17 protein-coding genes are annotated in these 25,963 nt (G+C 36.5%); 12 read left to right on the top strand and 5 right to left on the bottom strand.

Features of this window, described 5'->3' with window-relative positions; genetic code table 11:
- Positions 1-32: 32 nt before the first annotated feature.
- Positions 33-3,665, bottom strand: a complete 3,633-nt coding sequence (locus HNS40_RS09315) for a PKD domain-containing protein (protein WP_172280038.1) — start codon at positions 3,663-3,665, stop codon at positions 33-35.
- 201 nt (positions 3,666-3,866) lie between these two features.
- Between HNS40_RS09315 and HNS40_RS09310 the strand changes: the two genes are divergently transcribed.
- Both HNS40_RS09310 and HNS40_RS09305 read left to right on the top strand, forming a co-directional pair.
- Positions 3,867-5,102 carry an Nramp family divalent metal transporter gene (locus HNS40_RS09310; protein WP_172280036.1) on the top strand — a complete coding sequence of 412 codons (1,236 nt, stop codon included), beginning with the start codon at positions 3,867-3,869 and terminating at the stop codon, positions 5,100-5,102.
- A gap of 1 nt (position 5,103) precedes the next feature.
- The gene (locus tag HNS40_RS09305; RefSeq protein WP_172280034.1) at positions 5,104-6,222 is read left to right on the top strand and encodes a putative manganese transporter; all 1,119 of its coding nucleotides are present in this window, start codon (positions 5,104-5,106) and stop codon (positions 6,220-6,222) included.
- A gap of 410 nt (positions 6,223-6,632) precedes the next feature.
- On the opposite strand, the gene HNS40_RS09300 is transcribed toward HNS40_RS09305, so the two are convergent.
- Genes HNS40_RS09300 through HNS40_RS09285 form a run of 4 tightly spaced genes read right to left on the bottom strand, consistent with a single transcriptional unit; the run spans position 6,633 to position 8,640 of the window.
- Positions 6,633-7,427 (bottom strand): M48 family metallopeptidase, encoded by a 795-nt coding sequence (locus HNS40_RS09300; RefSeq protein ID WP_172280032.1) that lies wholly within the window; start codon positions 7,425-7,427, stop codon positions 6,633-6,635.
- Positions 7,428-7,434: 7 nt separating this feature from the next.
- Entirely contained in the window at positions 7,435-7,899 is a 465-nt protein-coding gene (locus HNS40_RS09295; RefSeq protein ID WP_172280030.1) for a DUF4870 domain-containing protein, read from the bottom strand.
- Entirely contained in the window at positions 7,896-8,255 is a 360-nt protein-coding gene (locus HNS40_RS09290) for a DUF2752 domain-containing protein (protein WP_172280028.1), read from the bottom strand. Before HNS40_RS09290 ends, HNS40_RS09295 begins: the two co-directional genes overlap by 4 nt.
- A gap of 46 nt (positions 8,256-8,301) precedes the next feature.
- Positions 8,302-8,640 (bottom strand): TM2 domain-containing protein, encoded by a 339-nt coding sequence (locus HNS40_RS09285; RefSeq protein WP_172280026.1) that lies wholly within the window; start codon positions 8,638-8,640, stop codon positions 8,302-8,304.
- Positions 8,641-9,358: 718 nt separating this feature from the next.
- Between HNS40_RS09285 and HNS40_RS09280 the strand changes: the two genes are divergently transcribed.
- The 10 genes from HNS40_RS09280 to hisIE all read left to right on the top strand — a co-directional run bounded on the left by HNS40_RS09280 (position 9,359) and on the right by hisIE (position 25,030).
- Positions 9,359-10,009, top strand: coding sequence for an ABC transporter ATP-binding protein (locus tag HNS40_RS09280; protein ID WP_172280024.1), 651 nt, complete (start codon positions 9,359-9,361; stop codon positions 10,007-10,009).
- A 126-nt stretch (positions 10,010-10,135) separates the two neighbouring features.
- Positions 10,136-17,272, top strand: a complete 7,137-nt coding sequence (locus HNS40_RS09275; RefSeq protein WP_172280007.1) for a hypothetical protein — start codon at positions 10,136-10,138, stop codon at positions 17,270-17,272.
- An 837-nt stretch (positions 17,273-18,109) separates the two neighbouring features.
- Positions 18,110-18,967 carry an ATP phosphoribosyltransferase gene (hisG, locus tag HNS40_RS09270; RefSeq protein WP_172280005.1) on the top strand — a complete coding sequence of 286 codons (858 nt, stop codon included), beginning with the start codon at positions 18,110-18,112 and terminating at the stop codon, positions 18,965-18,967.
- Positions 18,967-20,256, top strand: coding sequence for a histidinol dehydrogenase (gene hisD / locus HNS40_RS09265; RefSeq protein ID WP_216663793.1), 1,290 nt, complete (start codon positions 18,967-18,969; stop codon positions 20,254-20,256). The genes hisG and hisD overlap by 1 nt, the downstream gene beginning before the upstream one ends.
- Positions 20,249-21,274, top strand: a complete 1,026-nt coding sequence (gene hisC, locus HNS40_RS09260; RefSeq protein WP_172280001.1) for a histidinol-phosphate transaminase — start codon at positions 20,249-20,251, stop codon at positions 21,272-21,274. The genes hisD and hisC overlap by 8 nt, the downstream gene beginning before the upstream one ends.
- Positions 21,275-22,363, top strand: coding sequence for a bifunctional histidinol-phosphatase/imidazoleglycerol-phosphate dehydratase HisB (gene hisB, locus HNS40_RS09255; RefSeq protein WP_172279998.1), 1,089 nt, complete (start codon positions 21,275-21,277; stop codon positions 22,361-22,363).
- Entirely contained in the window at positions 22,360-22,938 is a 579-nt protein-coding gene (gene hisH / locus HNS40_RS09250) for an imidazole glycerol phosphate synthase subunit HisH (RefSeq protein WP_172279996.1), read from the top strand. Before hisB ends, hisH begins: the two co-directional genes overlap by 4 nt.
- Positions 22,932-23,648, top strand: a complete 717-nt coding sequence (gene hisA, locus HNS40_RS09245) for a 1-(5-phosphoribosyl)-5-[(5-phosphoribosylamino)methylideneamino]imidazole-4-carboxamide isomerase (protein ID WP_371742932.1) — start codon at positions 22,932-22,934, stop codon at positions 23,646-23,648. Before hisH ends, hisA begins: the two co-directional genes overlap by 7 nt.
- The gene (hisF, locus tag HNS40_RS09240) at positions 23,642-24,400 is read left to right on the top strand and encodes an imidazole glycerol phosphate synthase subunit HisF (protein ID WP_172279992.1); all 759 of its coding nucleotides are present in this window, start codon (positions 23,642-23,644) and stop codon (positions 24,398-24,400) included. Before hisA ends, hisF begins: the two co-directional genes overlap by 7 nt.
- 30 nt (positions 24,401-24,430) lie before the next feature.
- Positions 24,431-25,030, top strand: a complete 600-nt coding sequence (gene hisIE, locus HNS40_RS09235; RefSeq protein ID WP_172279990.1) for a bifunctional phosphoribosyl-AMP cyclohydrolase/phosphoribosyl-ATP diphosphatase HisIE — start codon at positions 24,431-24,433, stop codon at positions 25,028-25,030.
- The last annotated feature ends 933 nt before the right edge of the window (positions 25,031-25,963 follow it).

The raw sequence follows: 25,963 nt of genomic DNA, 5'->3' as shown, positions 1-25,963 counted from the left end.
CCCTCCTCTTTTTGTTTATTGATAGATTTATGTTATTCCACAATAATTTTATCTTGAATGCTTAATTCTTCATTACTAATTTTCATTAAGTAGACACCAGTAGAAACACCTTCGAGCTTGATTCTAAATTCTTCAGCTTTAGTGATGTCTGTTTTGGCAAGGAAGAATACTTGTTGACCTAATTGATCATAAATTTCAATCTGTGCATCTTTCATATTTTGAATAAGATTGATAGAAAATTCACCATTACTTGGGTTAGGGAAAATGCTTAATAAATTCTCATTTATTTGTGTATTGTCAATTCCAGCATAAAAATCTATCATGATATCATCAATATAAAGATAATTACCCCTCATATTATAAGATTCAAAGGCAATTTTCACATTATTCATTCCTCCATACTCGCTAATGTCGATAGAGTAACATTCGCTACCCCAACCTGAACCACACCAATCTGTACTTTCAGCTGGAACAAAGGCATCGGTAGTTAATTCATGAGTGGCGAATGTGCCATTTCCATCTTCTCCTTTTTCAAATATTCTTGTCCAATTTTCACCACAATCTGTAGAAATTAAAACAATAAGTGAGTCGGTATAAGCAGAATAATATTGTGTATAGGCATGTTTGAAAGTAATATCTATAAAGTTTGCTGGTAATGAAAGAGCAGGGGTAATTAATCTATCTCTGGCTCCAAAGTTTACATAATCATGGAAATTGATTCCCATCGCTTTGGAACCTTCTGTTCCTGCTACATTATAATCTTTCCAAGTGATACCGTCATCTTCATTTTCAATAATCCAACCTCTAGATAGAGGGTCTTCTCCTTCGAAATCTTCAAAGAAAGGAATAGCAGAGCCTCCTGACTGAATATAGGCAAGTTCAGTGCTTGTAGAACTCCCATTACTATTAAGTACTTCTAAACTTACATCGTAAGAACCATTAGCTGTAAATTCTAATTTAGGATTTTGAGAATTGGCATCGGTACCTTCTAAGAAATTAACAGATGAAGGATTAAAAGTCCAAGTCCAAGCTGTAGGGCAATATAGTGACTCATCAGTAAATTCCACGATCATATCATCACCTTCGCAAAAACCTTGTTGACTGGCTGAAAAATGAACTTCAGGAGTTAATCCTGCTACTACTGAGATATAGTTTTCCTCGGTAATGCTTTCGCTTCCATTTACATTTGTTACTTCAAGTGTTACATCAAATTCTCCATTGTTTTCATAAGCTACAATAGGATTTTGTTCTGTAGAAGTAGCTGGTGTTCCTCCCTCGAATGTCCAGTTCCAAGAAGTTGGAACTCCAATAGATAAGTCTGAGAATTGAACAGTACAACCAGAAGGAATGTTTGTTTGGTCAGCGCTGAAATTAGCAGTTAAAACGCCTTGGAACATTGGGGTTTCCCAAAGCCCACGGCCATAAGTACTGGCTCTGAGTAGGTCTTGAGAAGGGTTGGCGGCATCATAATAAATTTCTAATTCTGTAATTCTAGAAGATAATGGGAAACCATCATTATAAAGCACCCAATCATCTAGGTTTGAATCCTTGTAATAGATACCAGCATTGGCTCCAACATATAAACCATCACCACTATTCTTGTAAAATACAATACTATTCATAGCTATGCTTGGTAAGCTACCAGAAATATCTGTCCAAGTTTCGCAAAGATTGTTAGAATAATAAATCCCGTTTCCTCTAGCCATATATACATCATCCTCATTATTTGGATTTGTAGCAATAGATCTAATATCACCACTTCCTGGCATATTGGTTACAATGTTCCAAGTAGGGGCTTCATCGTTAGCATTAAGGGTCATATACATGGAGCTTCCTTTTCCTACCCAAAGGATATCAGGATTGGCGTCACTTTGTTCGAGCATACTACAATTAGAACCACTAAAGTCAGTGATTTTTGTCCACTGAACTTGGCTGGTAGAATTTGCTTTTACATTATTAGTTCTCCAAACACCCTTCATACCAACAAACATAGTATTGGCATCGGCATAAGAAATAAGAAATGGTGTTACCCAAGCTCCTTCTTCGCTAATTCCACCTACAATATTACCTTGATTTTGACTATTGTTCTTAATTCTATCAATAGCACCATAATAATACTCACCATAAGAATAAGTTGGATCAACTGGGTCGATGGCACAATCCATACCATCGCCACCCATTACTGTCTTCCAACCATCAGACGTGAAAGTTGCTGTTCCATTATCTTGGTAGCCATTGATCACTAAATCTTTAACAGTAGCACTAGAGCCTATCTTGTAAATTTGAGAAATAGCTAAACCACTACTAATTTGAGGCCAAGAATCACCTTGGTTATCTGTATAATAAAGTCCACCATCATTACCATTATAAAGTCTGTTGTTTAATGGGTTGATTTCATAAACGTGCATGTCGGCATGAACAGAAGGAACACCACATCCACCATACCAATGTGAATTGATAGACCAGTTACTTCCACTATTACTAGAAACCCACGTATTTACTCCACCAACATAAACAAAGTTCTCATCGTTAGGGTCAATAGCAATATCCATATCATACCAACCTTGACCATTACTACCAGAACCATCGCAGCTGTAATCAAAAATATTTGGACTTGTAGATTTTACGGTCCAGCTATCTCCAGCGTCGTCTGATTTACTTGTACTTCCATAAACACTTCCACTAGAAAGCAATACGTAAACTACTTCTGGATTGGCAGGAGTAACAGCAATGGCTCCTCTACTTCCACCAGGAAGTCCACTACTACTATTTGTAAAGCTATCACCATTATCGGTACTTTTATAAAAATTATTTGATGAAATGGTATAAACCACAGAAGAATTGTCTGGTTTAAAAAGGATATCTTTAAAATTACCACTTTGGCTTTGTGTCCAAGTAGCTCCCATATCACTAGATTTATAAACACCACCATCAGTTGCAGCCAAGATAATGTCCGAATCATTAGGATCTTGAATCATTCTTCCAACAGTACGATTACCCATACCATCGTTTGAAACGGTCCAAGTTTCTCCTCCATCAGTAGATTTGAAAACCCCCATGCCATTAGAATCGCCAGCGTCTCTATCACCAGTTCCAATAAGAATAATATCGGCATTGTCATGGTTGATGATAATGCTTGATACACCTAACGTGGGTTGGTCATCGGTTAAAACTTCCCATGTGCTTCCACCATCTGCAGTTTTCCATAAACCTCCTTGAGGAGCGCCTATGAAAACAATATCTGCATCAGTTGGGTGAAAAGCTATAGCATTTACTCGTCCCATTCCATTGGGTTGTCCAGTACCTGTATTTATAGGTAGATTTATTGGGCCGATATTAGTCCAGTTAGCATCGGATTTTACTGTTCTTTGGCTTTTGAAATTATTTACTCTTTTATAAACTTGATCTGCAGGAATTCTATTGCCATTCTCATCAATCTGAAATTGCATCATGTATTCCCAGCGCTTAAAAACTTTCCAACCAGAGCTTTTTGCAGGAGATTTACCTGCCCAATAAGCATTGAATTCTGCTTGAACATCATAAAAATTAGCACTTTCATCACTCATCATCTGAACCCATTTAGGAAATTCATCCTTTTGGTTTTGTGCCGAGATAAACTGGATAGAAAGCAAAATAGCCAAAAGGCTTAGAGTAATTTTTCTCATCTTTAAATAATTAATTATTGATTTTGTAGTATGTAACTTGATAAGTTTGCTAAAATAGTACTTTTTATCATTCTTTATAAATCAGTGATTTACCTGATATTATGATTTGTAGACCAGAAAGTAGAATAAAAATTGTCTATGAAGTCAATTTTTATTTTTAACAATAAAGAATAATGTAATTTTGTATATCAAATAATACGAATGAAAATCGTTTCAATATTAAAAAATCTTGGACCAGGGCTTTTATATGCTGGCGCTGCCGTGGGAGTTTCTCATTTAGTGCAAAGCACAAGAGCAGGTGCTAGTTATGGTTTTGGTTTAATTGGAGTATTATTATTGGCTAATATACTCAAGTATCCGTTTTTCGAATTTGCACCAAGATATGCAGCAAGTACAGGGAAAAGTCTAGTGCATGGCTATAAAAAAATAGGAAAATGGGCTTTGGTTTTATATGCTTTGTTTACCTTATCTACCATGTTTGTCATAACAGTAGCTGTAAGTATGGTGACTGCTGGGTTATTGGGTGGTTTGACTGGTTTATCTGCTGATATTAAGTGGATGACAATGGGGATAATGGTTTTAATTATGGTTTTTCTAATTATCGGAAAATTTCGGATTTTAGAAAAGGGTATGAAATATATTATCCTAGTTTTAACAGTTAGTACCATTTTTGCAATAGCTTTCTCATTTAAATCTGAATTGGCTGGGATCTATCATTTTGATTGGACCAATGCCTTTGATATTGCTTTCTTGATAGCTTTTGTTGGTTGGATGCCAGCACCTATTGATATATCTGTTTGGCACTCAACATGGACAGAGGCAAAATATGAGGAAGGTAATGAAAAACCCAATATGAGAGCTGTCATTAGAGATTTCAATATTGGGTATATAGGAACTGCATTTTTAGCTATTGGTTTCTTAGCATTAGGAGCTTTTGTAATGTATGGGAGTGGTCAAGAGTTTTCTGATAAAGGAGTTGCATTTGCTGGGCAATTGGTGAACATGTATACTGCCAGTTTAGGTCATTGGGCTTATTATGTTATAGGAGTAGCTGCTTTCACCACTATGCTTTCAACTTCAATTACTGTTTTAGATGCTTACCCTCGTGTGCTCGAACCAACTTTTAGCTTACTTTTGCCCTCCAAAAAACTTAATAATACGTCTCAAAATAAAAACTATCTTATTTGGATGGTGGTTTTGGTTTTGGGTTCTTGGGGTCTGATGATTTGGTTTGGCAAGAGTATGAAGTTTATGGTAGACTTGGCCACCACCATTTCTTTTGTGACAGCTCCACTATTAGCCATCCTCAATTATTGGGCTATGATGTCTATTGATAAAGACGACCAAGCTCCCAAGTGGCTTAAAATTTATGCTTGGGTGGGTATGATATTCTTAAGTTTATTTAGTGTGTTTTATATGATTTGGAAATACTTATAGTATGTTAGAAAATATTGAATTTCATAAAATTATCAGCCAAACTATTATGATTACCACCTTTGTGATGGTCATGATGATGGTGATAGAATATATGAATGTAAAAACTAGAGGAGACTGGGCGCATCGCTTGAAGGAATCTCCTTTCCTTCAGATCATCTTTGCGGCGGTGTTAGGAATTGTTCCTGGTTGCTTGGGGGCTTATACCATTGTTTCGCTCTATGCACATGAAGTCATTCGGTTTGCAGCATTGGTGACAGCCATGATAGCTACTTCTGGAGATGAAGCTTTTGTAATGTTTTCATTAATTCCGGAGTATGCGCTTCTAATTAATTTAATTGTGATGGCGATTGCCATTGCTGTTGGAGTTTTATTGATGTATTTTGGAAAGCGATTTGAGTTTTTCTGTGTTCCTCCTGGACACATGGAAGTCCACCAACATGAAGTAGATGCCCATCCTCAGTCAGCTACATCCATTATTCAGAATTTAAAGAATATCACTTTTATCAGGGCTATATTAATTTTCGGAGTAGTTTCCTTTTTGATTGGAATGGCCACTGGCGTTTTTCACCATGAGCATTTTGATATTTCAACTCTTGATGGAGCCCAACCTCAGCATATTCACGACCACGATCACGAGCATGGCCACGAATCTTTTACAATCGACTGGATTATGCTTACTTATGTGATTGTAATGATAACGGCTTTATATATTTTCTTAACTTCCTCCGATCACTTTTTGGAGGATCACCTTTGGGGTCATGTGATCAAAAAACACTTTTTAAAGATTTTAGGCTGGTCTTTTGGTGCCATGATTTTAATTGCCTTTTTAGGACAGTTTTATGAGCTTAACGAGTGGATAACTGATAATATTTGGATGGTATTGCTGCTTGCAGTTCTAATTGGAATTATTCCGGAATCTGGCCCACACTTGGTATTTGTTATTATGTTTTTCCAAGGCTTAATTCCATTTAGTGTATTATTGGCTAGCTCCATTGTTCAAGACGGACATGGTGCCTTACCATTACTAGCAGAATCCAGAAAAAGCTTTTTCACCATGAAGGCAATAAATGTAGCTGTGGGATTATTGGCGGGTGCTATTGGCCTTTGGGCTGGGTTTTAAATATGTATTGGAGTTATAAACTAAAAGTTCAAAGTTTAGATGTTCAAGGTTCAAGGTTCAAGGTTCAAGGTTCAAGGTTCAAGGTTCAAGGTTGTGTGCTACTGAAAGAATTGTTTTTCATATCGAGATGAAGTAAGAACGAGCTGGAGAACTGGTGAAAGTGAGACTTGGAGACTTGAGGAATTGTAAGGAATGGTAAACGATTGAGGAGGAGATCTGGGGTGGTGGCGAACATTCTAATACACGAAATCTTGTCTTATTATAAAATCTAATCAGCGAAAATCCGTCAAATCAGTGTCATCTGCGTTCTATCTTCTTTTGCAAGCTTAGCGATTTTCCTTTGCCTTTTCTTTGTGTGGAATTATATTATTTCAAATATTAGATACTCAAGGTCAGGTGTTTGCTGCTGATTAATTAGTTGTTTCCTTTAGTATCTTCCAGGAAGATGCAGAAATAATGGGTTCAGATTGATATTCTTTTTTATTGATATATTCTACAATATATTGAGCTCTAGCTTTTAATTCTGGGTGGGTATTTAGCCATGAGAAATGCTTTATAAAATCATCATTGTCTTCTATCTTATAAAAGAAATCGGCAAAAGGATTGGGGTCGATATTCGAATTTATTAAGTAATCAACGCCTTTTAAATCAGCTTCCTTTTCAAGTTTTCTGTCGAATGCTGAGGAGGATAAATGTCTAACTGTTTCTGCTAAAACTTCAGATCCTGAATTTCCTCCAGCCAAAGAAACTAATAAACTCACCCCAACTTCTTTAACCAGTTTTTTCATTATATGATCCAGTTCTATATGTGCGATTTCATGACAGATAACTCCAGCTAGTTCTTCTGGCGAGTCTGTGGAACTCATTAATCCAGTATTGATAATTAAATGATTTCCAGGTAATGCAAAAGCATTTACTTCTTTATTATCGATGATGTGGATTTGAATTTTATCAGAATCTATGTGGTTTTGTTCGGTGATTCTAAAGAAAATTGAATCTATGATTATCAGAGTATTCTCATCTTGAATCTCAATATAATCCTGTAAGATAAAATCATAGAACAGTTCTCCAAGCTCTTCTTCTAAATTTTCCGTCTTTTTTTCTACTTGGAAAAAAGTCATCCAGTTGATTTGATTGATCATAAAAAGACTGACAAAGAATATGATAATTATGAGGAGCCCTTCGGTGAATAATTTGTTCATCATTTAATCTTTATAGGAATGGAGAATCTATTTCTTTGACATTGGAATCCTTAGTGAGCCAATCACATAGATTTCCATAAAAATACCAATTCACATGCAGTCCTTTTCGGGTTTGAATAGCGGTATACACCGTTGCAATAAACTCGGCTATATTATAAATAAGCGCATTTATAATATAGGATATATAAAAGTTGGTAATAATTTCGCTTTCGAAGAGAATAGCGATGGTCCACCAAAAAGCAACAGTATTTATGAAGAGGAGGGATAATTGCGAAAAGAGTGCTTGTTTGCAGTGCCATCTTACAAAGCCTGTCCCTTTTCTATTGGCAATATAAAAGAAAAGAGTAGCAAATAAGTTAATAATAGGGAAAGGCAGCCCTCCTACTAAAGCTACTAGGGACATCAGATAACTATTGGAAGCTTTCTCAGCTTCATGCTCGCTAGGCTGGTAATGAAATGGTTTAATTTGAATCATAATCCTTTTAGAATATTCCAAATCCAATTGGCCAATACTAATATTATACTTGGAATATAGATGATGGGTTTTTTTAATTGAATTTCAATGTTTTTATAGGCTTTGAAGAAGGTGGTTTTATTGGATACCCAATCCAAAAGGATCCAAAAAGGAGAAATGAGCGTGATAAAAAGTGAAATATAACCTAAAGGATTCCATTGGAGAGCCTGCGAAAATTCACCTTTACAAATGCTCAAAATAGATCTACTGGTACCACAAGAAGGGCAGGGGATATTTGTGCTTTGTTTGATCAAACAGAGGCCAACTTTATCAGAGGGCAAATAGGTTTGAAGTCCAAGCCAAATATATCCTGCCATGCAAGCGCCTAAAACAATAATATAAAATTTTGTAGGCTTCAATAGATTAGCGCATCACTTGTGCTAATATTTCTATGTTTTTTTCTCTGGTTGCCCCCATAATCAAAAACCAGTCAATAATGGCCCATATACCCAAGCCACCACAAGTCAATAGTTTACCTATGCCTAAGCCTGTATCACCAATAAAGAACCTGTCAATACCTAATGAACCACCCAATAAGGAGATGATTAAGGCAATAGTTGGATCTTTAAACTGAAGCGTTTGAATAAATCCCCATTTTGATTCATCCATTTCAAGCATTTTTTCACGAATTTGAACAACTCTATGACTTTCAAAGAATTTGTTGTTGCTAATGATAAACATGTCTACTTTTTGAGCATCCATAATATTGATTTTGATTGTTGATTTTCCTACTCTTCTGGCTTTTCGGATACTCCCCGTTTAATTATGGTTTCTGGACTCCATAAGATAGTTTGTTTTGATATAAATCATACTGTGAAATCAAAAACAGCTCAAATTTAAGAAAAAATACTATATATCAAAGATGTTATAAGTTTGAGAAACCAGTTTGTAAAGAAGGAAAAACGAAAATTGTATCTAATACCATCCTTAAAAAGATAGAATAGAAGTAATCTCTAAAATAGGTCTGTTTGCGCAGATTTCCTATTCAGGCATCGAAACAGCTTAAAGAAAAGGAAGTCATACCTTATGAAAATCGAAACCCATACAATGAACATTTAATCCAAATTTTTAATCTTCAATGTCTAATTCTGGCATTAAAAAGCTGGTCTAGATTTAATGAGATTGCTTTACTTTATTCGCAATGACCTTATTTCAATTGAATTTATAGCTTTAAAATCTTCTTCGAAGTGAGCTATTCAAGAAACTAGGAAGAATTAAACTCTTAAATAAGATTCATATGCCGAATCAATAGAATAAGCCAATATTTCTAAAATAATGGCTTTGCTTTTCAATCAAAATATCCTCAACATTTAAATTAAGTTAAAAACCACCGAAGGTTTGATAAATAATTAAGTGATACCCCTTTTAGAAGTCCTTTTATTCCCAAAATAATCTGATATTTGCGGGTTAAATAGAAATGATGATACAAACTAGAAATATCAAGAAGTCATACGGAGATCTACAAGTACTGAAAGGTATCGATTTTCAAGTGAATTCCTCCGAAGTCTTAGGGATTACTGGTGCTTCTGGTGCTGGTAAAACCACACTATTACAAATATTGGGGACTTTGGATAAACCTTCTGAAGGGGAGGTTTTGATTGATGGTGTTTCTGTCTTCGATTTGAAGGAGCAAAAGCTAGCGGATTTCAGAAATCAGAATATTGGCTTTGTATTTCAATTTCATCATTTATTACCTGAGTTTAATTGTTTAGAGAATGTTTGTATGCCTGGTTTTATTGGCAAACGAGATTTTCGAGAAGTAGAGAGAGAAGCAAAGAAGCTTCTAGAGTTTTTGAAAATGGATCACCGCTTAACGCATCAACCTTCTGAGTTATCGGGAGGGGAGCAACAAAGAGTGGCCATTGCAAGGGCTTTAATCAATCAGCCGAAAGTGGTTTTTGCCGATGAGCCTTCTGGAAACCTCGATAGAACCAATACCGAAGAACTACATCGCTTGTTTTTCCAACTCCGCGATGAGTTTGGACAAACCTTTATAATGGTGACCCATGATGAACATTTGGCATCGCTTTGCGATCGTACGGTACACCTGGTTGATGGTCAAATACAATAAGCAATAAAGCAAGGGACGAAACGTTATATTTTGATAATCTTTTAAGAATATGTTTAATGATGACAACAGATTGCTCACAATTTTAAGTCTAAGTTTAAACTAGTTCTAAAGCCTGAAAATACTTTTATGAATAGTAAGAATACAAAAAACATCATCAGCCTATTGGCCTTTTTTATCCTTTTCACTGGTTCAATTTGGGCCCAAGAGGTTAAGGATTATGCATCGGTGATAAAATCGGCAGATGAATACTACCAAAACAAGGATTACTATAATGCTAAAGCTACCTACCAATTAGCTGCAAAACTCAATCCGGAGGAGGCTTATCCTAATGAAAAAGTTCAGGAAATCATCAACCTCCTTAAAGCAGAAATGGCCGTAAGAGGTGAATATGATGAATATATAGAAACTGCCGATGAAGCTTTTGATGTAAAAGACTATGAAACGGCCATCGTCAATTATGAAAAAGCTCTTGCGCTTATTGCCTACGAAGCACATCCGAAATCAAGATTAGAGGAGTCTCAAACATTATTAGAGGCGGCTAATTTGAAGAATTCGGTTTACGAACAAGCTATAAAAACCGCCGATGAGCATTTTGTAAAACAGGAATACGAGCAGGCCATTAGTTTCTATCGCGATGCTGCTAATGTTGATGCCGCTCAGAAATATCCCAATGATCAGATTATCAAGATTGCCAATATACTCCAAAACCAAGATTCCAATAGACAGAAATACGAGCAAGCCATCCTCAAGGCTGACCAACAGCTCAATTATCAAAAATTTTCTGAAGCATTAAGCCAGTATGAATTAGCATTGGAAACAAAACCTGGAGATGAATATGCTATAGCTCAAATTGCTAAAATGAAGGTCTTCATTGAGAAAGAAAAAGAATATGACCAAATTACTGCTGTTGCTGATAAATTATATGTGGACAAGGATTTGGCCGCTGCTAAGTCAGAGTATCAAAAAGCTATTGCCCTTCTCCCTGAGAAAACCTATGCCGCCAACATGTTGACAAAGATTAATTCTGGATTAGATAAAGAACAAGCCAAAGCTGATAAGTTGGAAACAGACTATGCCAAAGCTATTGCTGATGGTGATCAGCTTTTTAAAGATAAGAAATATCAATCTGCGTTTTCTAGGTATTCCAAGGCTGTTGAATTGAAACCAGATGAGCAATACCCGAAAGATCAGTTATTAGAAATTGACATCCTTTTAGCAACGGGATATATCGAAATTTCCTGTTTTGTTCATGAAAATGACAATGGATTATTTGATGCTCGAATTCAGCTAATAGAAGGAGGTAGTGTAAAAGAAACTGCCGAAATTGGAACAAATGGAAGACACAAATTCAAATTGAATTTAAACTCCAACTATCAAATTAAGTTCTATAAATCCAATTATGTGCAGAAGATATTTGATGTCAATACTGCCCTGCCTCGCGATGTAAATCACAATACTATCTTTGAATATGATTTAGTGGTGGAATTATTCCCCGATTGTTCTGTAGACCTTTCTATTCTTGATAGGCCATTAACTGAAATTACTTATCATAAGAACAAAGGCAATTTCTATATTGATGAGCAAAGGGCTCAATTGGTGATAGATAGAGTGAATGAGTTAAAGGAAGAATGTAAAGAGGTTAGAGCCCAACAAGCCAATAGAGAAGAATACGATAAAATAATAGCCAAAGCCGATAGAAGTTTTGAGCAGAAGTCTTATGAAAAGGCCATTGAATCCTATACCGAAGCTTCATTATTAATTGCAGATGAACAATATCCAAAAGATAAACTAGCTGAAATCCAGTCTGTTTTAGAAGCTGCAGATAAATACCAAGCCTTAATCATGGCAGGGGATGCCAAGTACCAAGCCAAGGATTATGAGAATGCCCTTTACGATTATTATGCAGCCAAAAACCTGAAGCCAAACGAAGTCTATCCTCAAGAAAAAATTGATGAGATTGATGCTTTAATCAATGCGCAAAAAGAACTGGATGCAAGCTATTTAGCTGCCTTGAAGATAGCTGATGATTTATATGCTGTTGACAGTTTATCTCCTGCGCTATTAGCCTATCAGCAAACCTTAGAGATAAAATCGGAGGAGGTTTATCCAAAATCACGTATCAGTGAAATTGAAAGAAGACTTGGTGCTCAAAAGGAATTGGATAAGAAGTACGAGGATGCCATTGCCAATGCCGATAAGTTATTCGAGCAAGAAAAGCTTAGTGATGCCAAATCAGCATACCTCATTGCTTCTCAAATTAAGTCTGAAGAAATGTATCCTAAATATAAAATTGAGGACATCAATACTATAGAGGAGCAAAGAAGAATCAGAGCCATGGAAGGCAACTATGCCGACCTTATTGCTCAAGCCGATGCTAAATTTGAAGCTCTAGAATATCAAGCCGCGCTTGGAATTTATGCAAGTGCTAGCGAATTAAAGCCTAAAGAAAACTATCCTCCTGCACAAATAGAAATCATCAATGGTTTATTGGTCAAATTAGCTGCAGATGCCGAAAAATATGATGAGCTAATCGCACAGGCAGATGTAGAATTTCAGGCTAAGGAATATGCACCCTCTTTTGATAATTATAAATTAGCCTCTCAGCTGAAAACAGAGGAGGCTTATCCTAAAGATCAAATGGCCATTATTGAGGGAATCATGAAAGATTTCGCCGATTTAGAATTAGCTTACCAAGAAGAAATCAAATTTGGTGACGAACAATTTACAGCAAGTGCTTGGTCTTTAGCCTTAGGCCATTTTCAAAAAGCTTCAGAATTAAAGCCAAGTGAAGAATATCCTAAGACTAAAATAGCAGAAATAAATGCTTTATTACAAGGAATGGCAGATAAAGATGCATCCTATGCTGCTGCCATAGCTGAAGGTGATTCTAAATTTGATAACAGAGATTGGGCTCATGCCTTAACTTCTTATCAAACAGCTTCAGGATTGAAACCAACGGAACAATATCCAAAAGATAGAATTGCAGAAATCAACCAAAAGATAAAAGACCAAGAAGCCAAACAAGCAGAATATGATGCCATCATTGTGGCAGCAGATGGTCATTTTGGAACTCAGACTTATGAAGAGGCCAAAGCCAAATACCAAGAGGCTTTAGCTATTCTTCCAAACGAAACTTATCCTCAGGAAAAGATTGCAGAGATTGACGGAATCTTAGCCAATAAAGAAGCAGCTTATGCAAAAGCCATTGCAGATGGTGATGCTTCCTTTGAAGCCACAGAATGGACCGCTGCTCTAGCTTCTTATCAAACGGCTTTAGGATTAAAACCAGCAGAACAATATCCCCAAGATAGAATTGCAGAAATCAACCAAAAGATAAAAGACCAAGAAGCCAAGCAAGCAGAATATGATGCCATCATTGTGGCCGCAGATGCTTTATTCGGAACTCAAACTTATGAAGATGCCAAAGCCAAATACCAAGAAGCATTGACCATTCTACCTAGCGAAACTTATCCTCAAGAAAAGATTGCAGAGATTGACGGAATCTTAGCCAACAAAGAAGCGGCTTATGCCAAAGCCATTTCCGATGGTGATGCTTCCTTTGATGCTAGCGAGTGGACATCAGCTCTAGCTTCTTATCAAACTGCATTAGGATTAAAACCAGCGGAACAATATCCCCAAGATAGAATTGCAGAAATCAACCAAAAGATAAAAGACCAAGAAGCCAAACAAGCAGAATATGATGCCATCATAGCGGCAGCTGATGCTTTATTCGGAACTCAGACTTATGAAGATGCCAAAGCCAAATACCAAGAAGCATTGACCATTCTACCTAGCGAAACTTATCCTCAAGAAAAGATTGCCGAGATTGATGGAATTCTAGCCAATAAAGAAGCCGCTTATGCCAAAGCTATTGCCGATGGTGATGCTTCCTTTGATGCTACCGAGTGGACATCAGCTTTAGATTCTTATCAAACTGCTTTGGGATTAAAACCCGCAGAACAATATCCACAAGATAGAATTGCTGAAATCAACCAGAAGATAAAAGACCAAGCAGCACAACAAGCGGCTTATGATGCACTAATTGTTGAAGCTGATGCCTTATTTGGAACCCAGACTTATTCAGAGTCTAAAGGTAAATACCAAGAAGCTATAGTGATTTTTGCCAACGAAAGCCATCCTCAGCAGCGTATTGCCGAGATTGATGGTTTATTGCAAGCTATGGCGGATAAAAATGCGGCATATCAAGCTGCCATTACAAAAGCTGATGCTTATTATGACCAAAGTGAATGGGAAATGGCAAGAACCGCTTATGAGGATGCTTTAGAAATCAAAGCTGAGGAGGAATATCCCAAAACTCGTATTGCTGATATTGATGCAAAACTGGAAGCGATAGCTGCTCAGAAGGCTCAATATGATGCCTTAATTGCTAGCGCTGATGAATTGTTTGCAGCCAGTACTTATGTGGATTCTAAAGCCAAGTATCAAGAGGCACTCACTATCTTGTCCAACGAGACTTATCCGACTGAACAAATTGCTAAAATTGATGCCCTCCTCAAGGAAATGGCAGATCAAGATGCACTGTATGCTCAGTTAATTCAATCGGCGGATGCAGCCTTAGCAGAGAAGAGCTATGAAATATCATTAGGGCAATATAAACAAGCTTCTGAAATGAAAACAGAGGAAGCTTATCCTAAAGAGAAGATTGCGGAAATAGAAGCCATCCTATTGCAAATAGCTGAAAATGATAGATTATATTCAGAAGCCATTGCTGCCGCTGACCAAAATAGAGATGCAGAATCTTATAATGCTGCCATCACTAAATATGAGGAAGCATCTGCATTAAAAACAGAGGAGGCTTATCCTAAGGAACAGATTTTAGCCATTCAAAACTTGCTGAAATCACAAGCAGAACAACAAGCGGCTTATGAGGCTGCTATTGCTGCTGCCGATGAAAAATTTGCTATTCAAGAATGGCAAGTGGCTAAAGAAGGATATCAAGAAGCACTTGGAATAAAAGCCAATGAGGTTTATCCTCAAACTCAAATTCAAGAAATTGATAAAAAGTTAGCAGAGTTGGCCGAAATGGAAGCGGCCTATGCCAAAGCCATTGCCGATGCAGATGCTTTCTATCAATCCAATAGCTGGCAAGATGCTTTAACAAATTATACTCTTGCATCTCAAATCAAAACGGAGGAGGCCTATCCAAAGGAAAGAATCTCCGAATTAAATAATCTATTAGGTGAGTTAGCTGCTCAGCAAGCACAGTATGATGCTTTAGTAGCTGAGGCAGACCAGTTGTTGGAGTTAAAAGACTATGCGGCATCTATCGATAAATATGAAGCAGCATTGGTTATTAAAGCCAATGAAGCATATCCTCAAACACAATTGAAACTGATAGATGGGATTTTATTGGAACTAGCTGCCCAGCAAAAGCAGTATGATGCTTTAATCAAAGAAGCCGACAAGCAATTTGTGAAAGAGGAGTGGAGTTTAGCACTTCCTAAATATCAAGAAGCTTTAGACATAAAAACAGAGGAGGTTTATCCTCAAGAGCAAATCAATATCATTAATGAAAAATTACAAGCCATTGCTGATTTGCAAGCCCAATATGATGCCATCATTTTAGAAGCTGATCAATTGTTTACTGCATTAGATTATGAAACGGCTATCACTAAATATGAGGCTGCATCTATACTTAAAGTGGAGGAAGAATATCCTAAGCAAAAGATGAGCGAGATCAGAGATATTTTAGAGGAACTAGCTAGGAAAAACGCAGAATATGATAAAGTGATAGCCAAAGCTGATGATTTATTGCAGCAAGAATCTTTTGCAAAATCCAAAGAACAATACCAAGAAGCTTCATTGATTTTTACGGATAGAACCTATCCTCAAGAACAGATAGTGAAGATAGATGAATTAGTAGCAAAGCATGAGCAATACCAGGTATTAATAAATACTGCAGACGGTGAGTTTAAAGAGCGTCAATTTGAAGCATCTTTAGGCCATTTTCAAGAAGCTTTAGCAATATTACCTACTAAGACTTATCCTGCTGAAAAAATCACCGAGATTCAAACGATTTTAGATGCCATGGCCGCCACTAGAGCCGCTTATGATGCTGCAGTTACTCAGGGTGATGCCCAATTGGCTGCTTCTGAACATGAAGCTGCAAAACAAAGTTATCAGTCAGCCTTAGAGCATTTATCAACGGAAGTTTATCCACGACAAAAAATCATGGAAATAGACCAGATTCTACAAGATATTGCCCGCAAAAGAATGGAATTTGATAAAGCTATTGCTGCCGGTGATGCTGCCTTTAAAGAACAAGGTTACGATATGGCCTTAACAAAATATCTGGCTGCATTAGAGATTTTACCAGAGGAATTATATCCACAGCAGAAGATAGAGGAAATCAATGGGATTTTAGCGTTAATGGCTGATCAACAAGCTCGCTTTGAAAGTCTAGTAGCGCAAGGAGACCAAGCATTTGTAGCTGAAGATTACGAAACCTCTATCAGCCTATTTACACAAGCTCAAGCCATTTATGTTCATGAGACCTATCCTCCACAAAAAATAGAGGAGGCCAGAACCGCATTAGCAAAAATCCAAAGAGAAAAAGATGTGGCCTATCAGAAAGCTATAGATAATGGTGATAAGAGTTTTAGATCTAAGAAATGGGATACTGCTAAATTAGCTTATCAGGAAGCTTCAGAAATAAAAACAGAGGAGCTGTATCCTCAAGAGAAGCTAGCAGAAATCAATGCTATTCTAGAGAAAGAACTCTTAGCACAGCAGAAAGAATATGACCGATATATTGCTGATGGAGAACGCTTCTATGGAACCAAGTATTATCAGGAATCTATTTTGAGTTTTGAGAAGGCTTTGACGGTGTTTCCATTCGAGAAATATCCTTCTGAAATGATTGATAAGATTTTTGAGCTCATTAAGAAAAATTCCATGGTCCATATTCTCGATGGAAAAATGACCATCGCCCAAAACCATGAAGAGAAATTTACTTTTGACCCTATTTCTTTTAAAGACAGAAGTGAGAATTATATCCTTCTGGAAGTGAAATTATCTGACCCCGAACAAGCCGTGAAGCTATTTGTGAATTTCGGTAAAGGTGGAAGTCAAAGCGGAGGTTACTCCATTCCACTAAAGAACTCAGATGGCTACCACAGCTATTTTGTCAGCATTGGTAAACAAGTGAAGTGGGTGAATCAAGATAACGATTATATCAGCCTTCTCCCAGAAGGAGGTTCGGTGGAAGTGAAGTTGATTAAGATATCTCGTAATGGGATTTAATAGCCATTGTTTTTTAAAGCGATTATAATGAAGCTTTAAAATTACTATGCTTAATGCCGATAGAAATATATTAGGCTAAAATCTCATTTAAAACTCCATCAATTTCTCATCGGTATAATAGTATCCCCTAAAATATATTTGAGACCTGGCCTTTGGCTGGGTCTTTTTTTTGATCAATGATAAATAGAACGGTGCGCTGCACCTCTGGTTTTATTTGGGGAATACGGTTTCTATAAACAGGGTCGGTGCTCTTCACCTTAGGCTTCATGTCTGATTTATGCATTTATAAATAGGGTGGTGTTCTGGACCTTGAGTGTGAATATGGTAGAATGATTTATGTCAAATTGAGATTGTTTAATTTTTTCATTAAAACAATGATATTTGAAATTAAAGAAGAATGATTTTTCCGAAGAGAATTTGGTGCAGAACACCAAGCTCTTTATAGAAAACATGTCACATGTTTTCAATTGAGCTACAGCGTAGCGTTCTATTATAATATCTTGAATACCCAATTAACAATAAATTTATATAGGTTTGTAAGGAGCAGATTGTCAGTGTTTAGTGTTGATTGTAATAGCTTGGTTTAAGCAAATCATTTCAAAAAATATTTATTATTTCTTGCACAATCCAAAAAAAATGTAATTTTGCCACAACAATAAAAAAACAAATAATGTATTTAAGTCAATTACATCATCATCATTTTCATATTTGCCCTCAGGCGAACAGGAGATGATATATGTAATCTAAAAATATTTCACAACCCGTCTGAGTAAATCAGATGGGTTTTTTGTTTTTATACCATTCCCTCAAATTTACTCAGGCAAATAAAACTTTAAAATGAGTAAATTAAAAATTGCCATCCAAAAGAGCGGAAGATTAAATGAACAGTCACTACAGTTGCTCAAAAGCTGTGGAATTTCTATTAATAATGGAAACGACCAGCTAAAAGTCACTGTAGCCAATTTCCCCATAGAGATTTTATACCTGCGTAACTCCGATATTCCTCAGTATATTGAGGATGGTGTAGCCGATATTGCTATGATTGGTGAGAATTTATTAGTGGAGAAGCAGTCGAAAGTAGAGGTGGTTAAAAAGCTAGGTTTTTCCAAGTGCAAAGTTTGCCTGGCTGTTCCTAAAGAGGTAGAAGATGATGATATCAGTTATTTTGAGGGAAAGAGAATAGCGACATCCTATCCCAATACTTTAAGAGGGTTTCTTAATAAAAGAGGTATAAATGCTGATATACATACCATTTCTGGCTCCGTTGAAATAGCCCCCAATATTGGTCTTGCTGATGGTATTTGTGATATCGTGAGCTCTGGTTCTACTTTGTTTAAAAATGGATTAAGACAAACTCAAGTGATTTTAAAATCCGAAGCAGTTTTAATCAAATCATTGAAAATGAGTGCTGAGAAAGAAGAGCTATTAGAGAATCTATTATTTCGTATTAAGGCGGTTTTGAGAGCTAAAAACAGCAAGTATATTTTAATGAATGTGCGAGAGGAAAAAATTGAAGCGGTCACTAAAATTCTACCCGTTTTAAAAAGCCCTACCATATTGCCATTGGCTGAGAAAGGTTGGTGTTCTTTACATTCTGTGATTGATGAAAATAAGTTTTGGGAAGTGATTGACGAGTTGAGACTTGCCGGGGCAGAAGATATATTAATTATTCCTATCGATAAAATGGTGATATGATGAATATAATAAAGAACAGCAAAGAAATGGATTGGCCCCTATTGATGCAAAGGCCCCAGATTGAAACGAGAAAGCTTAGCGAATTGGTTTATTCCATTTTTGAGGAGGTCAAAAAAAATGGGGATTCAGCTTTAAAGAATTATGCGCTGCAGTTTGAGAAGGCGGAGCTGAATAGCCTGCAAGTGAGTAATGTTGAGTTTGAACAAGCTGAAGGCTTAGTTCCACAAGCATTAAAAGATGCCATAGATATTGCTAAGGCGAATATTGAGAAATTCCATACTTCACAAAAGGTAACAGAGGAAATAATAGAAACCAGTCTCGGAGTAAAATGCTGGAGAAAAAGCCTAGCCATAGAGAAGGTAGGACTCTATATCCCTGGTGGGACAGCTCCATTGTTTTCGACTATTCTGATGCTAGGGATTCCTGCTCAAATAGCAGCTTGTAAAGAGATTATTATGTGTACGCCTTGTGATGAAAATGGCCTGATAAATCCAGCTGTTTTATATACAGCTCAGTTGATTGGGATTAACAAGGTATACAAAGTTGGAGGAGCTCAAGCAATTGCTGCTATGGCTTTTGGAACGGAAACTATCACACCCGTTTACAAGATTTTTGGCCCAGGAAATCAATATGTGACTAAAGCTAAAGAACTCGTCCAACAAATGGGTATAGCCATTGATATGCCAGCTGGTCCCAGTGAAGTGTTGGTGATTGCTGACGAGACCAGCCTCCCCCAATTTATTGCAGCTGATTTGCTTTCTCAAGCCGAACATGGAAGCGATAGCCAAGTGATTTTGTTAAGCGACCAAGAATCTGTTTTAGAGGAAGCCATGATGGCTATTTCGGAGCAGATCAAAGAATTACCACGAGCTGAGATAGCTAAACAGGCCTTGGAAAATAGCAAATTCATTCTGTTGGAGAATATGAGTGATTGTTTCAGATTTAGTAATCAATATGCACCAGAGCATTTAATTATAGCCTCCGAAAAAGCCAACGATTATGTTGAAAAAGTGATGAATGCTGGTTCCGTCTTTTTAGGGAATTATTCCTGTGAAAGTGCTGGAGATTATGCCAGTGGAACCAATCATACATTACCCACCAATGGTTTTGCTAGAAATTATAGCGGTGTTTCATTAGATAGCTTTATGAAGAAAATCACTTTTCAAGAACTCAGTAAAGCAGGAATATCCAATCTAGGAAAAACAATAGAAGTAATGGCAGAAGCCGAGGGCCTAATGGCACATAAAAATGCAGTATCCATCAGATTAAAAGAAATAGAAAATGTTTAATATCAATCAAATAACTAGAAAAAACATTAAGGAGCTCACTCCATATAGTTCCGCACGAGAGGAGTTTCAAGGTAGTGCTCAAGTTTTTCTTGATGCCAATGAAAATCCTTATGAAACGGCTGTGAATCGTTATCCAGACCCGCAACAAAGAGAATTGAAAATGGTTTTTTCCAAAATAAAAGGACTTGACGAAAATCAGATTTTCATTGGAAATGGCAGTGATGAAATTATCGATTTATTATTCAGGGCTTTCTGCGAACCACAAGAAGACAAGGCTTTCGTATTCCCACCCACTTATGGAATGTATGAAGTTTCAGCTCAAATAAATAATGTTGAAATCATTAAAATTCCATTAAACACAGATTTTCAACTGCCCCCCCTAGAGGAAATAGAGAAGGATATAAAATCGGGAGGTCTGTTATTTATTTGTTCACCAAATAATCCCACGGGGAATGCTTTCCCTTTGGAGGAGGTGAAAAGGATAGCTGACCGGTTTTATGGATTAGTAGTTTTGGATGAAGCTTATATTGATTTCGCCGTAAGCGAAAGTGGAATTAGTATTTTGGAAACCACGCCCAATTTGGTGCTGCTGCAAACCATGAGTAAAGCCTATGGATTGGCTGGTTTACGAGTGGGTATGGCTTTTGCTCATCCTGAAGTTATTGGGGTTCTTAATAAAATAAAACCGCCTTATAATGTTAATTCTTTGAGCCAAACTAAAGTAGTAGACGCACTTATTGAAAAGAGAAAGGTAGCAAAGCAAATATCAGAAATCAAAACTGAAAGACTCCGTTTGATTCGTGTTTTGGAACAAATGAACATGGTTAAAACCGTTTTCCCTTCGGAATCCAACTTTGTTTTAGTTGAATTTGAGCAGGCTGATTTGGTGATGGAAAGCCTGAGAAATCAAGGCATCATTATCAGAGATAAATCCAAAGAAATAAAAGATGCTTTACGTCTGACTATTGGTACACCGGAGCAGAATCAATTATTAATAAAAGCACTAAAAAACATTTAAATGAAAAAGGTATTATTTATTGATAGAGACGGGACTTTGGTCATTGAGCCTCCTCAAGATTTTCAGTTGGATAGCTTGGAGAAATTAGAGTTTTATCCTGGCGTGTTTCAATGGCTTTCTCGTATTGTTATGGAGTTAGACTTTGAATTGGTGATGGTCACCAATCAGGATGGCTTGGGAACAGATTCCTTTCCAGAATCAGACTTTTGGCCTGCACAGAATAAAATCATCCAGGCTTTTGAAAATGAGAATATTCATTTCTCAGCCATCAAAATAGACAACAGCTTTCCGGAAGAGAAATCTCCAAATCGTAAACCTAAAACAGGATTATTGCAAGAATATATCTATGGAGATTATGATTTGGCGCAATCATTTGTGATTGGTGATAGAAAAAGTGACATGGATTTGGCTGTAAATCTAAAAGGCCAAGGGATTTTTATGGGGGAAGGAGATGAACTTGCTGTTTTGAATACCACCAGTTGGAAAGCAATTTATGAGTTTTTAAAAGCAAAACCTAGAATATCTAAACTTCAAAGAAAGACCAAAGAAACAGATATTCTAGTCGAACTCAATTTAGATGGAGGAGGGAAGTCAGAAATATCAACGGGTTTGGGATTTTTTGATCACATGTTGGAGCAGATTGCCAAACATGGAGATTTAGACCTTTCTGTAACAGTAAAAGGAGATTTGGAAGTTGACGAGCATCATAGTATAGAAGATGTAGCCATTGTTCTTGGGGAAGCATTTTTACAAGCTTTAGGCTCCAAAAAAGGAATAGAGCGTTATGGATATCTTTTACCCATGGATGATTGCTTGGCTCAGGTGGCTTTAGATTTTGGGGGTAGACCCTGGTTTGTCTGGGAGGCAGAGTTTAAACGAGAGATGATTGGGGAAATGCCCTCAGAAATGTTTTTCCACTTCTTTAAATCCTTTAGCGATGCTGCCAAATGTAATCTCAATATCAAAGCGGAAGGCCAAAACGAACATCATAAAATTGAAGCCATATTTAAAGCTTTTGCCAAGTCTATCAGAATGGCAATTAATCAGACCAATGGTTTTTCTATCCCAAGCACGAAAGGAAGTCTATGATAGCCATAATAGATTATAATGCAGGAAATGTCAGCTCTGTGAGAAATGCCTTGAGTAATTTGGGTTGTAAAAGCATGGTGACCGATGATTTGGCAATAATAAAACAGGCCGATAAGGTAATATTCCCTGGGGTTGGAGAAGCCAGTTCAGCCATGGTTATATTAAAACAAAAAGGGCTGGATAAAATCATCAAATCCTTAAAGCAACCTGTTATAGGTATTTGTTTGGGAATGCAATTGATGTGTCAGCATAGTGAAGAAGGAAATACAGATTGCCTTGGGATTTTCGATGCAAAAGTCAAAAGGTTTCCAGAAAATGAAATGGTTCCTCACATGGGTTGGAATACATTCAAAAGTAAGGATAATAACATGCTTAGCGGTATTGGAAAAGAAAGTGATGTTTATTTTGTTCATAGCTATTATGCGGAGATTTGTGATTCAACAATAGCCTCCACAGATTATATTTTGCCATTCAGTGCTGCCATGCAAAAAGATAATTTTTATGCTACTCAATTTCACCCTGAAAAATCGGCTGGAATTGGTGCTCAAATCTTGAAAAACTTTTTAGAATTATGAGAATAATACCAGCAATAGATATCATTGATGGCAAATGTGTTCGTTTGTCGAAAGGTGATTATCAGACCAAGAAAATATATAATGAAAATCCCCTCGAGGTAGCCAAGCAATTTCAGGATGCAGGCATACAATATCTTCATGTAGTAGATTTAGATGGAGCCAAAAGCAATCATATTGTGAATCATGCCATGCTTGAAAAGATATGTCGCCATACGAATTTAAAAGTGGATTTTGGAGGAGGGTTAAAATCAAATGATGACCTCCGAATAGCCTTTGAATCTGGAGCAAATCAGATTACAGCAGGAAGTATAGCTATTAAAAATCCTCCGCTATTTTTTGAGTGGTTACAAGAATATGGTTCTAATAAAATCATTTTAGGGGCCGATTGTAATCAAAGAAAGATAGTCACCAATGGATGGTTAGAACATTCTGAAATAGATGTGATAGACTTCATCACAGAAAAAAAGGCCATGGGGATTCAACAAGTGATTTGTACCGATGTGAGCAAGGATGGAATGTTAATAGGTTCATCCATAGATTTATATAAAGAGATTTTAAAAGAATTAGATATCAGTTTAATAGCCAGTGGAGGAGTGACTTCCATAAAGGAGTTAAAGCAATTATCGGAAATAGGTTGTGAAGGCACCATCATAGGAAAAGCCATTTACGAAGGAAATATAAGCCTAAAAGAATTGGAGAAGCTATGCTAAAAAAGAGAATCATTCCTTGCTTAGATATCAGAGATGGTAGAACGGTGAAAGGAATTAATTTCATTGGTATCCGAGATGCAGGTGACCCCATAGAGCTGGCCGAGAGGTATGTGCAAGAAGGTGCTGACGAGTTGGTTTTCCTGGATATTACAGCCACCATTGAGAATCGCAAAACCCTTATTGAATTGGTGAAAAGAATCGCAAAAGTTATTAATATTCCATTTACGGTGGGTGGCGGTATCAATTCTTTAGCGGATGTTAGTCAGCTTATTTATGCAGGAGCCGATAAGGTGAGTATCAATTCATCAGCTGTAAAAAGACCAGAATTGATTTCAGAAATATCGAGAAAGTTTGGGAATCAGTGTTGTGTGGTCGCCATAGATACGAAATTTGAGGAGGGTGAGCATCAGGTATTTGTCCACGGAGGAAGGACTAGAACTTCAGTAAAAACAGTAGAATGGGCAAAACGAGTTAGGGACTTGGGCGCTGGTGAAATATTACTCACTTCCATGAATAGCGACGGTACCAAATCGGGATTCGATTTAGAAATCACGAATCTGGTTTCTCAAGCGGTCAATATTCCAGTTATTGCCTCGGGAGGAGCAGGTAAAGTGCAGCATTTCAAAGAAGTGTTTGAGTCTACACAAGCAACGGGAGGATTAGCTGCAAGTATTTTTCATTATGGTGAGATTCCGATTCCAGTGCTGAAACAGTTTTTAATGACAAAAGGAGTTCCAGTTAGAATAACTTAGAAATTACAATAATCAATAGAAAAAAATAACATGATAAATATTCAGAATATAGATTTTAATAAGAATGATGGATTAGTTCCAGTAATCATTCAAAATGATAAAACATTACAAGTCTTGATGTTAGCTTATATGAATCAAGAGGCTTTTGAAAAAACACAAAAGGAAAACAAAGTCACTTTTTTCAGCAGGTCTAAAAATCGTTTATGGACAAAAGGAGAGGAATCTGGGAATTGCCTTTATGTAACAGATATCAAATTAGATTGTGATCAAGATACACTTCTTATCAAAGCCAATCCTATAGGCCCAACTTGTCATACGGGTAGTACATCTTGTTTTAAAGATGAAACGGCTAAAGGATTCATTTATCAGTTGGAAAGTGTTATTAACCAAAGAATAGAGGAGGATGACCAACAATCATATACCAATAAGTTATATAAAAGAGGTATTAATAAAGTAGCCCAGAAAGTAGGAGAGGAGGCTGTAGAATTAGTGATTGAGTCTAAAGATGACAATGACGATTTATTCTTGAATGAAGCAGCGGATTTATTATATCATTATCTCATTCTATTAAAAGCAAAAGGTTTTAAATATGAAGAGGTTGAGGCTGTGTTAAAAACTCGGATGAAGTAAATATAAGGCTAACAAACATAATTTTTAAATCAATACTGTCCAAAAGAAGAGTTCCATATTAAAAAAGATTCTTCACTTCATTTCATTACGTTCAGAATGACAGGGTGTTAGAGTTTGACAGGAAGGAAGAAGGGCTTTGCTTTTGGCATTGAAAAAAGCAAAGCCCTTCTTCCTAAGAGTTGTCAAAACACCTGTCATTCCGATGCGTAGCGAGGAATCTTTAATAATTATTAGGACGCTATTGTTTTTAAATTGAGGTGTTCAATTACTTAATAGCTTAATAGTGTCTGATTCAGTATGCTATAAGTTTTTTTTTACTAAACTGTAGAGCTAATTGTTTTGGAGCATACTTTTTTCGCTCCCCTTGGGGTTGGGGAAAATGTAAAAAGACTGAATATCATTGTATTATGTGTTTTTATTCTAGATTTGAATAAGTACTTATCTAAACACTTCAATCTTTAAAAAAAGAGATCCACTAATTACACTGATTTCAACGGATTAATTAAAATCGATGCTTTGTAAAGCTAATCATCAATTTAAAATAGTCTTATTTAGTGATAATAAGTGGACAAAGAAAAATGGAATAATTCCTTTTATTAAAGTAATGAGTCTTTCTGGATTAATAAATTATCACCAATTTGCTGAGATAATCCTAATATTTATTAGTTTTGAAAATAATCAAATTCAAAATTATGAAATCAATTCTAAGAAATATTTTAGCTGTTTTAATAGGGATAGTGGTAGGCGGATTTGTCAATATAACTATTATTACATACAGTGGCTCTATCATTCCTCCCCCTGAAGGGCATTAGCGTTAACTTAAGCTGTCTATTTTTTTAAGTTACAGATATACATATGATTACAAGACTATTTCTTTCTGACTTCTTTGTTTTTTACTCTTTTTAATACAAAGGTGTTTTTATCTTCAAGCAC

Origin of the sequence: Lentimicrobium sp. S6 (assembly GCF_013166635.1) — a bacterium.
In the GTDB taxonomy this organism is placed as follows: domain Bacteria; phylum Bacteroidota; class Bacteroidia; order Bacteroidales; family UBA12170; genus UBA12170.
Note: the sequence above shows the minus strand (reverse complement) of the source record. Positions and strands in the feature narration are given on the sequence as shown.

Excerpts from the sequence above, each read along its gene's own strand:
- HNS40_RS09315 (WP_172280038.1), bottom strand. The coding sequence starts at position 3,665 with ATGAGAAAAATTACTCTAAGCCTTTTGGCTATTTTGCTTTCTATCCAG.
- HNS40_RS09310 (WP_172280036.1), top strand. The coding sequence starts at position 3,867 with ATGAAAATCGTTTCAATATTAAAAAATCTTGGACCAGGGCTTTTATAT.
- HNS40_RS09305 (WP_172280034.1), top strand. The coding sequence starts at position 5,104 with ATGTTAGAAAATATTGAATTTCATAAAATTATCAGCCAAACTATTATG.
- HNS40_RS09300 (WP_172280032.1), bottom strand. The coding sequence starts at position 7,427 with ATGATGAACAAATTATTCACCGAAGGGCTCCTCATAATTATCATATTC.
- HNS40_RS09295 (WP_172280030.1), bottom strand. The coding sequence starts at position 7,899 with ATGATTCAAATTAAACCATTTCATTACCAGCCTAGCGAGCATGAAGCT.
- HNS40_RS09290 (WP_172280028.1), bottom strand. The coding sequence starts at position 8,255 with ATGGCAGGATATATTTGGCTTGGACTTCAAACCTATTTGCCCTCTGAT.
- HNS40_RS09285 (WP_172280026.1), bottom strand. The coding sequence starts at position 8,640 with ATGGATGCTCAAAAAGTAGACATGTTTATCATTAGCAACAACAAATTC.
- HNS40_RS09280 (WP_172280024.1), top strand. The coding sequence starts at position 9,359 with ATGATACAAACTAGAAATATCAAGAAGTCATACGGAGATCTACAAGTA.
- HNS40_RS09275 (WP_172280007.1), top strand. The coding sequence starts at position 10,136 with ATGAATAGTAAGAATACAAAAAACATCATCAGCCTATTGGCCTTTTTT.
- hisG (WP_172280005.1), top strand. The coding sequence starts at position 18,110 with ATGAGTAAATTAAAAATTGCCATCCAAAAGAGCGGAAGATTAAATGAA.
- hisD (WP_216663793.1), top strand. The coding sequence starts at position 18,967 with ATGAATATAATAAAGAACAGCAAAGAAATGGATTGGCCCCTATTGATG.
- hisC (WP_172280001.1), top strand. The coding sequence starts at position 20,249 with ATGTTTAATATCAATCAAATAACTAGAAAAAACATTAAGGAGCTCACT.
- hisB (WP_172279998.1), top strand. The coding sequence starts at position 21,275 with ATGAAAAAGGTATTATTTATTGATAGAGACGGGACTTTGGTCATTGAG.
- hisH (WP_172279996.1), top strand. The coding sequence starts at position 22,360 with ATGATAGCCATAATAGATTATAATGCAGGAAATGTCAGCTCTGTGAGA.
- hisF (WP_172279992.1), top strand. The coding sequence starts at position 23,642 with ATGCTAAAAAAGAGAATCATTCCTTGCTTAGATATCAGAGATGGTAGA.
- hisIE (WP_172279990.1), top strand. The coding sequence starts at position 24,431 with ATGATAAATATTCAGAATATAGATTTTAATAAGAATGATGGATTAGTT.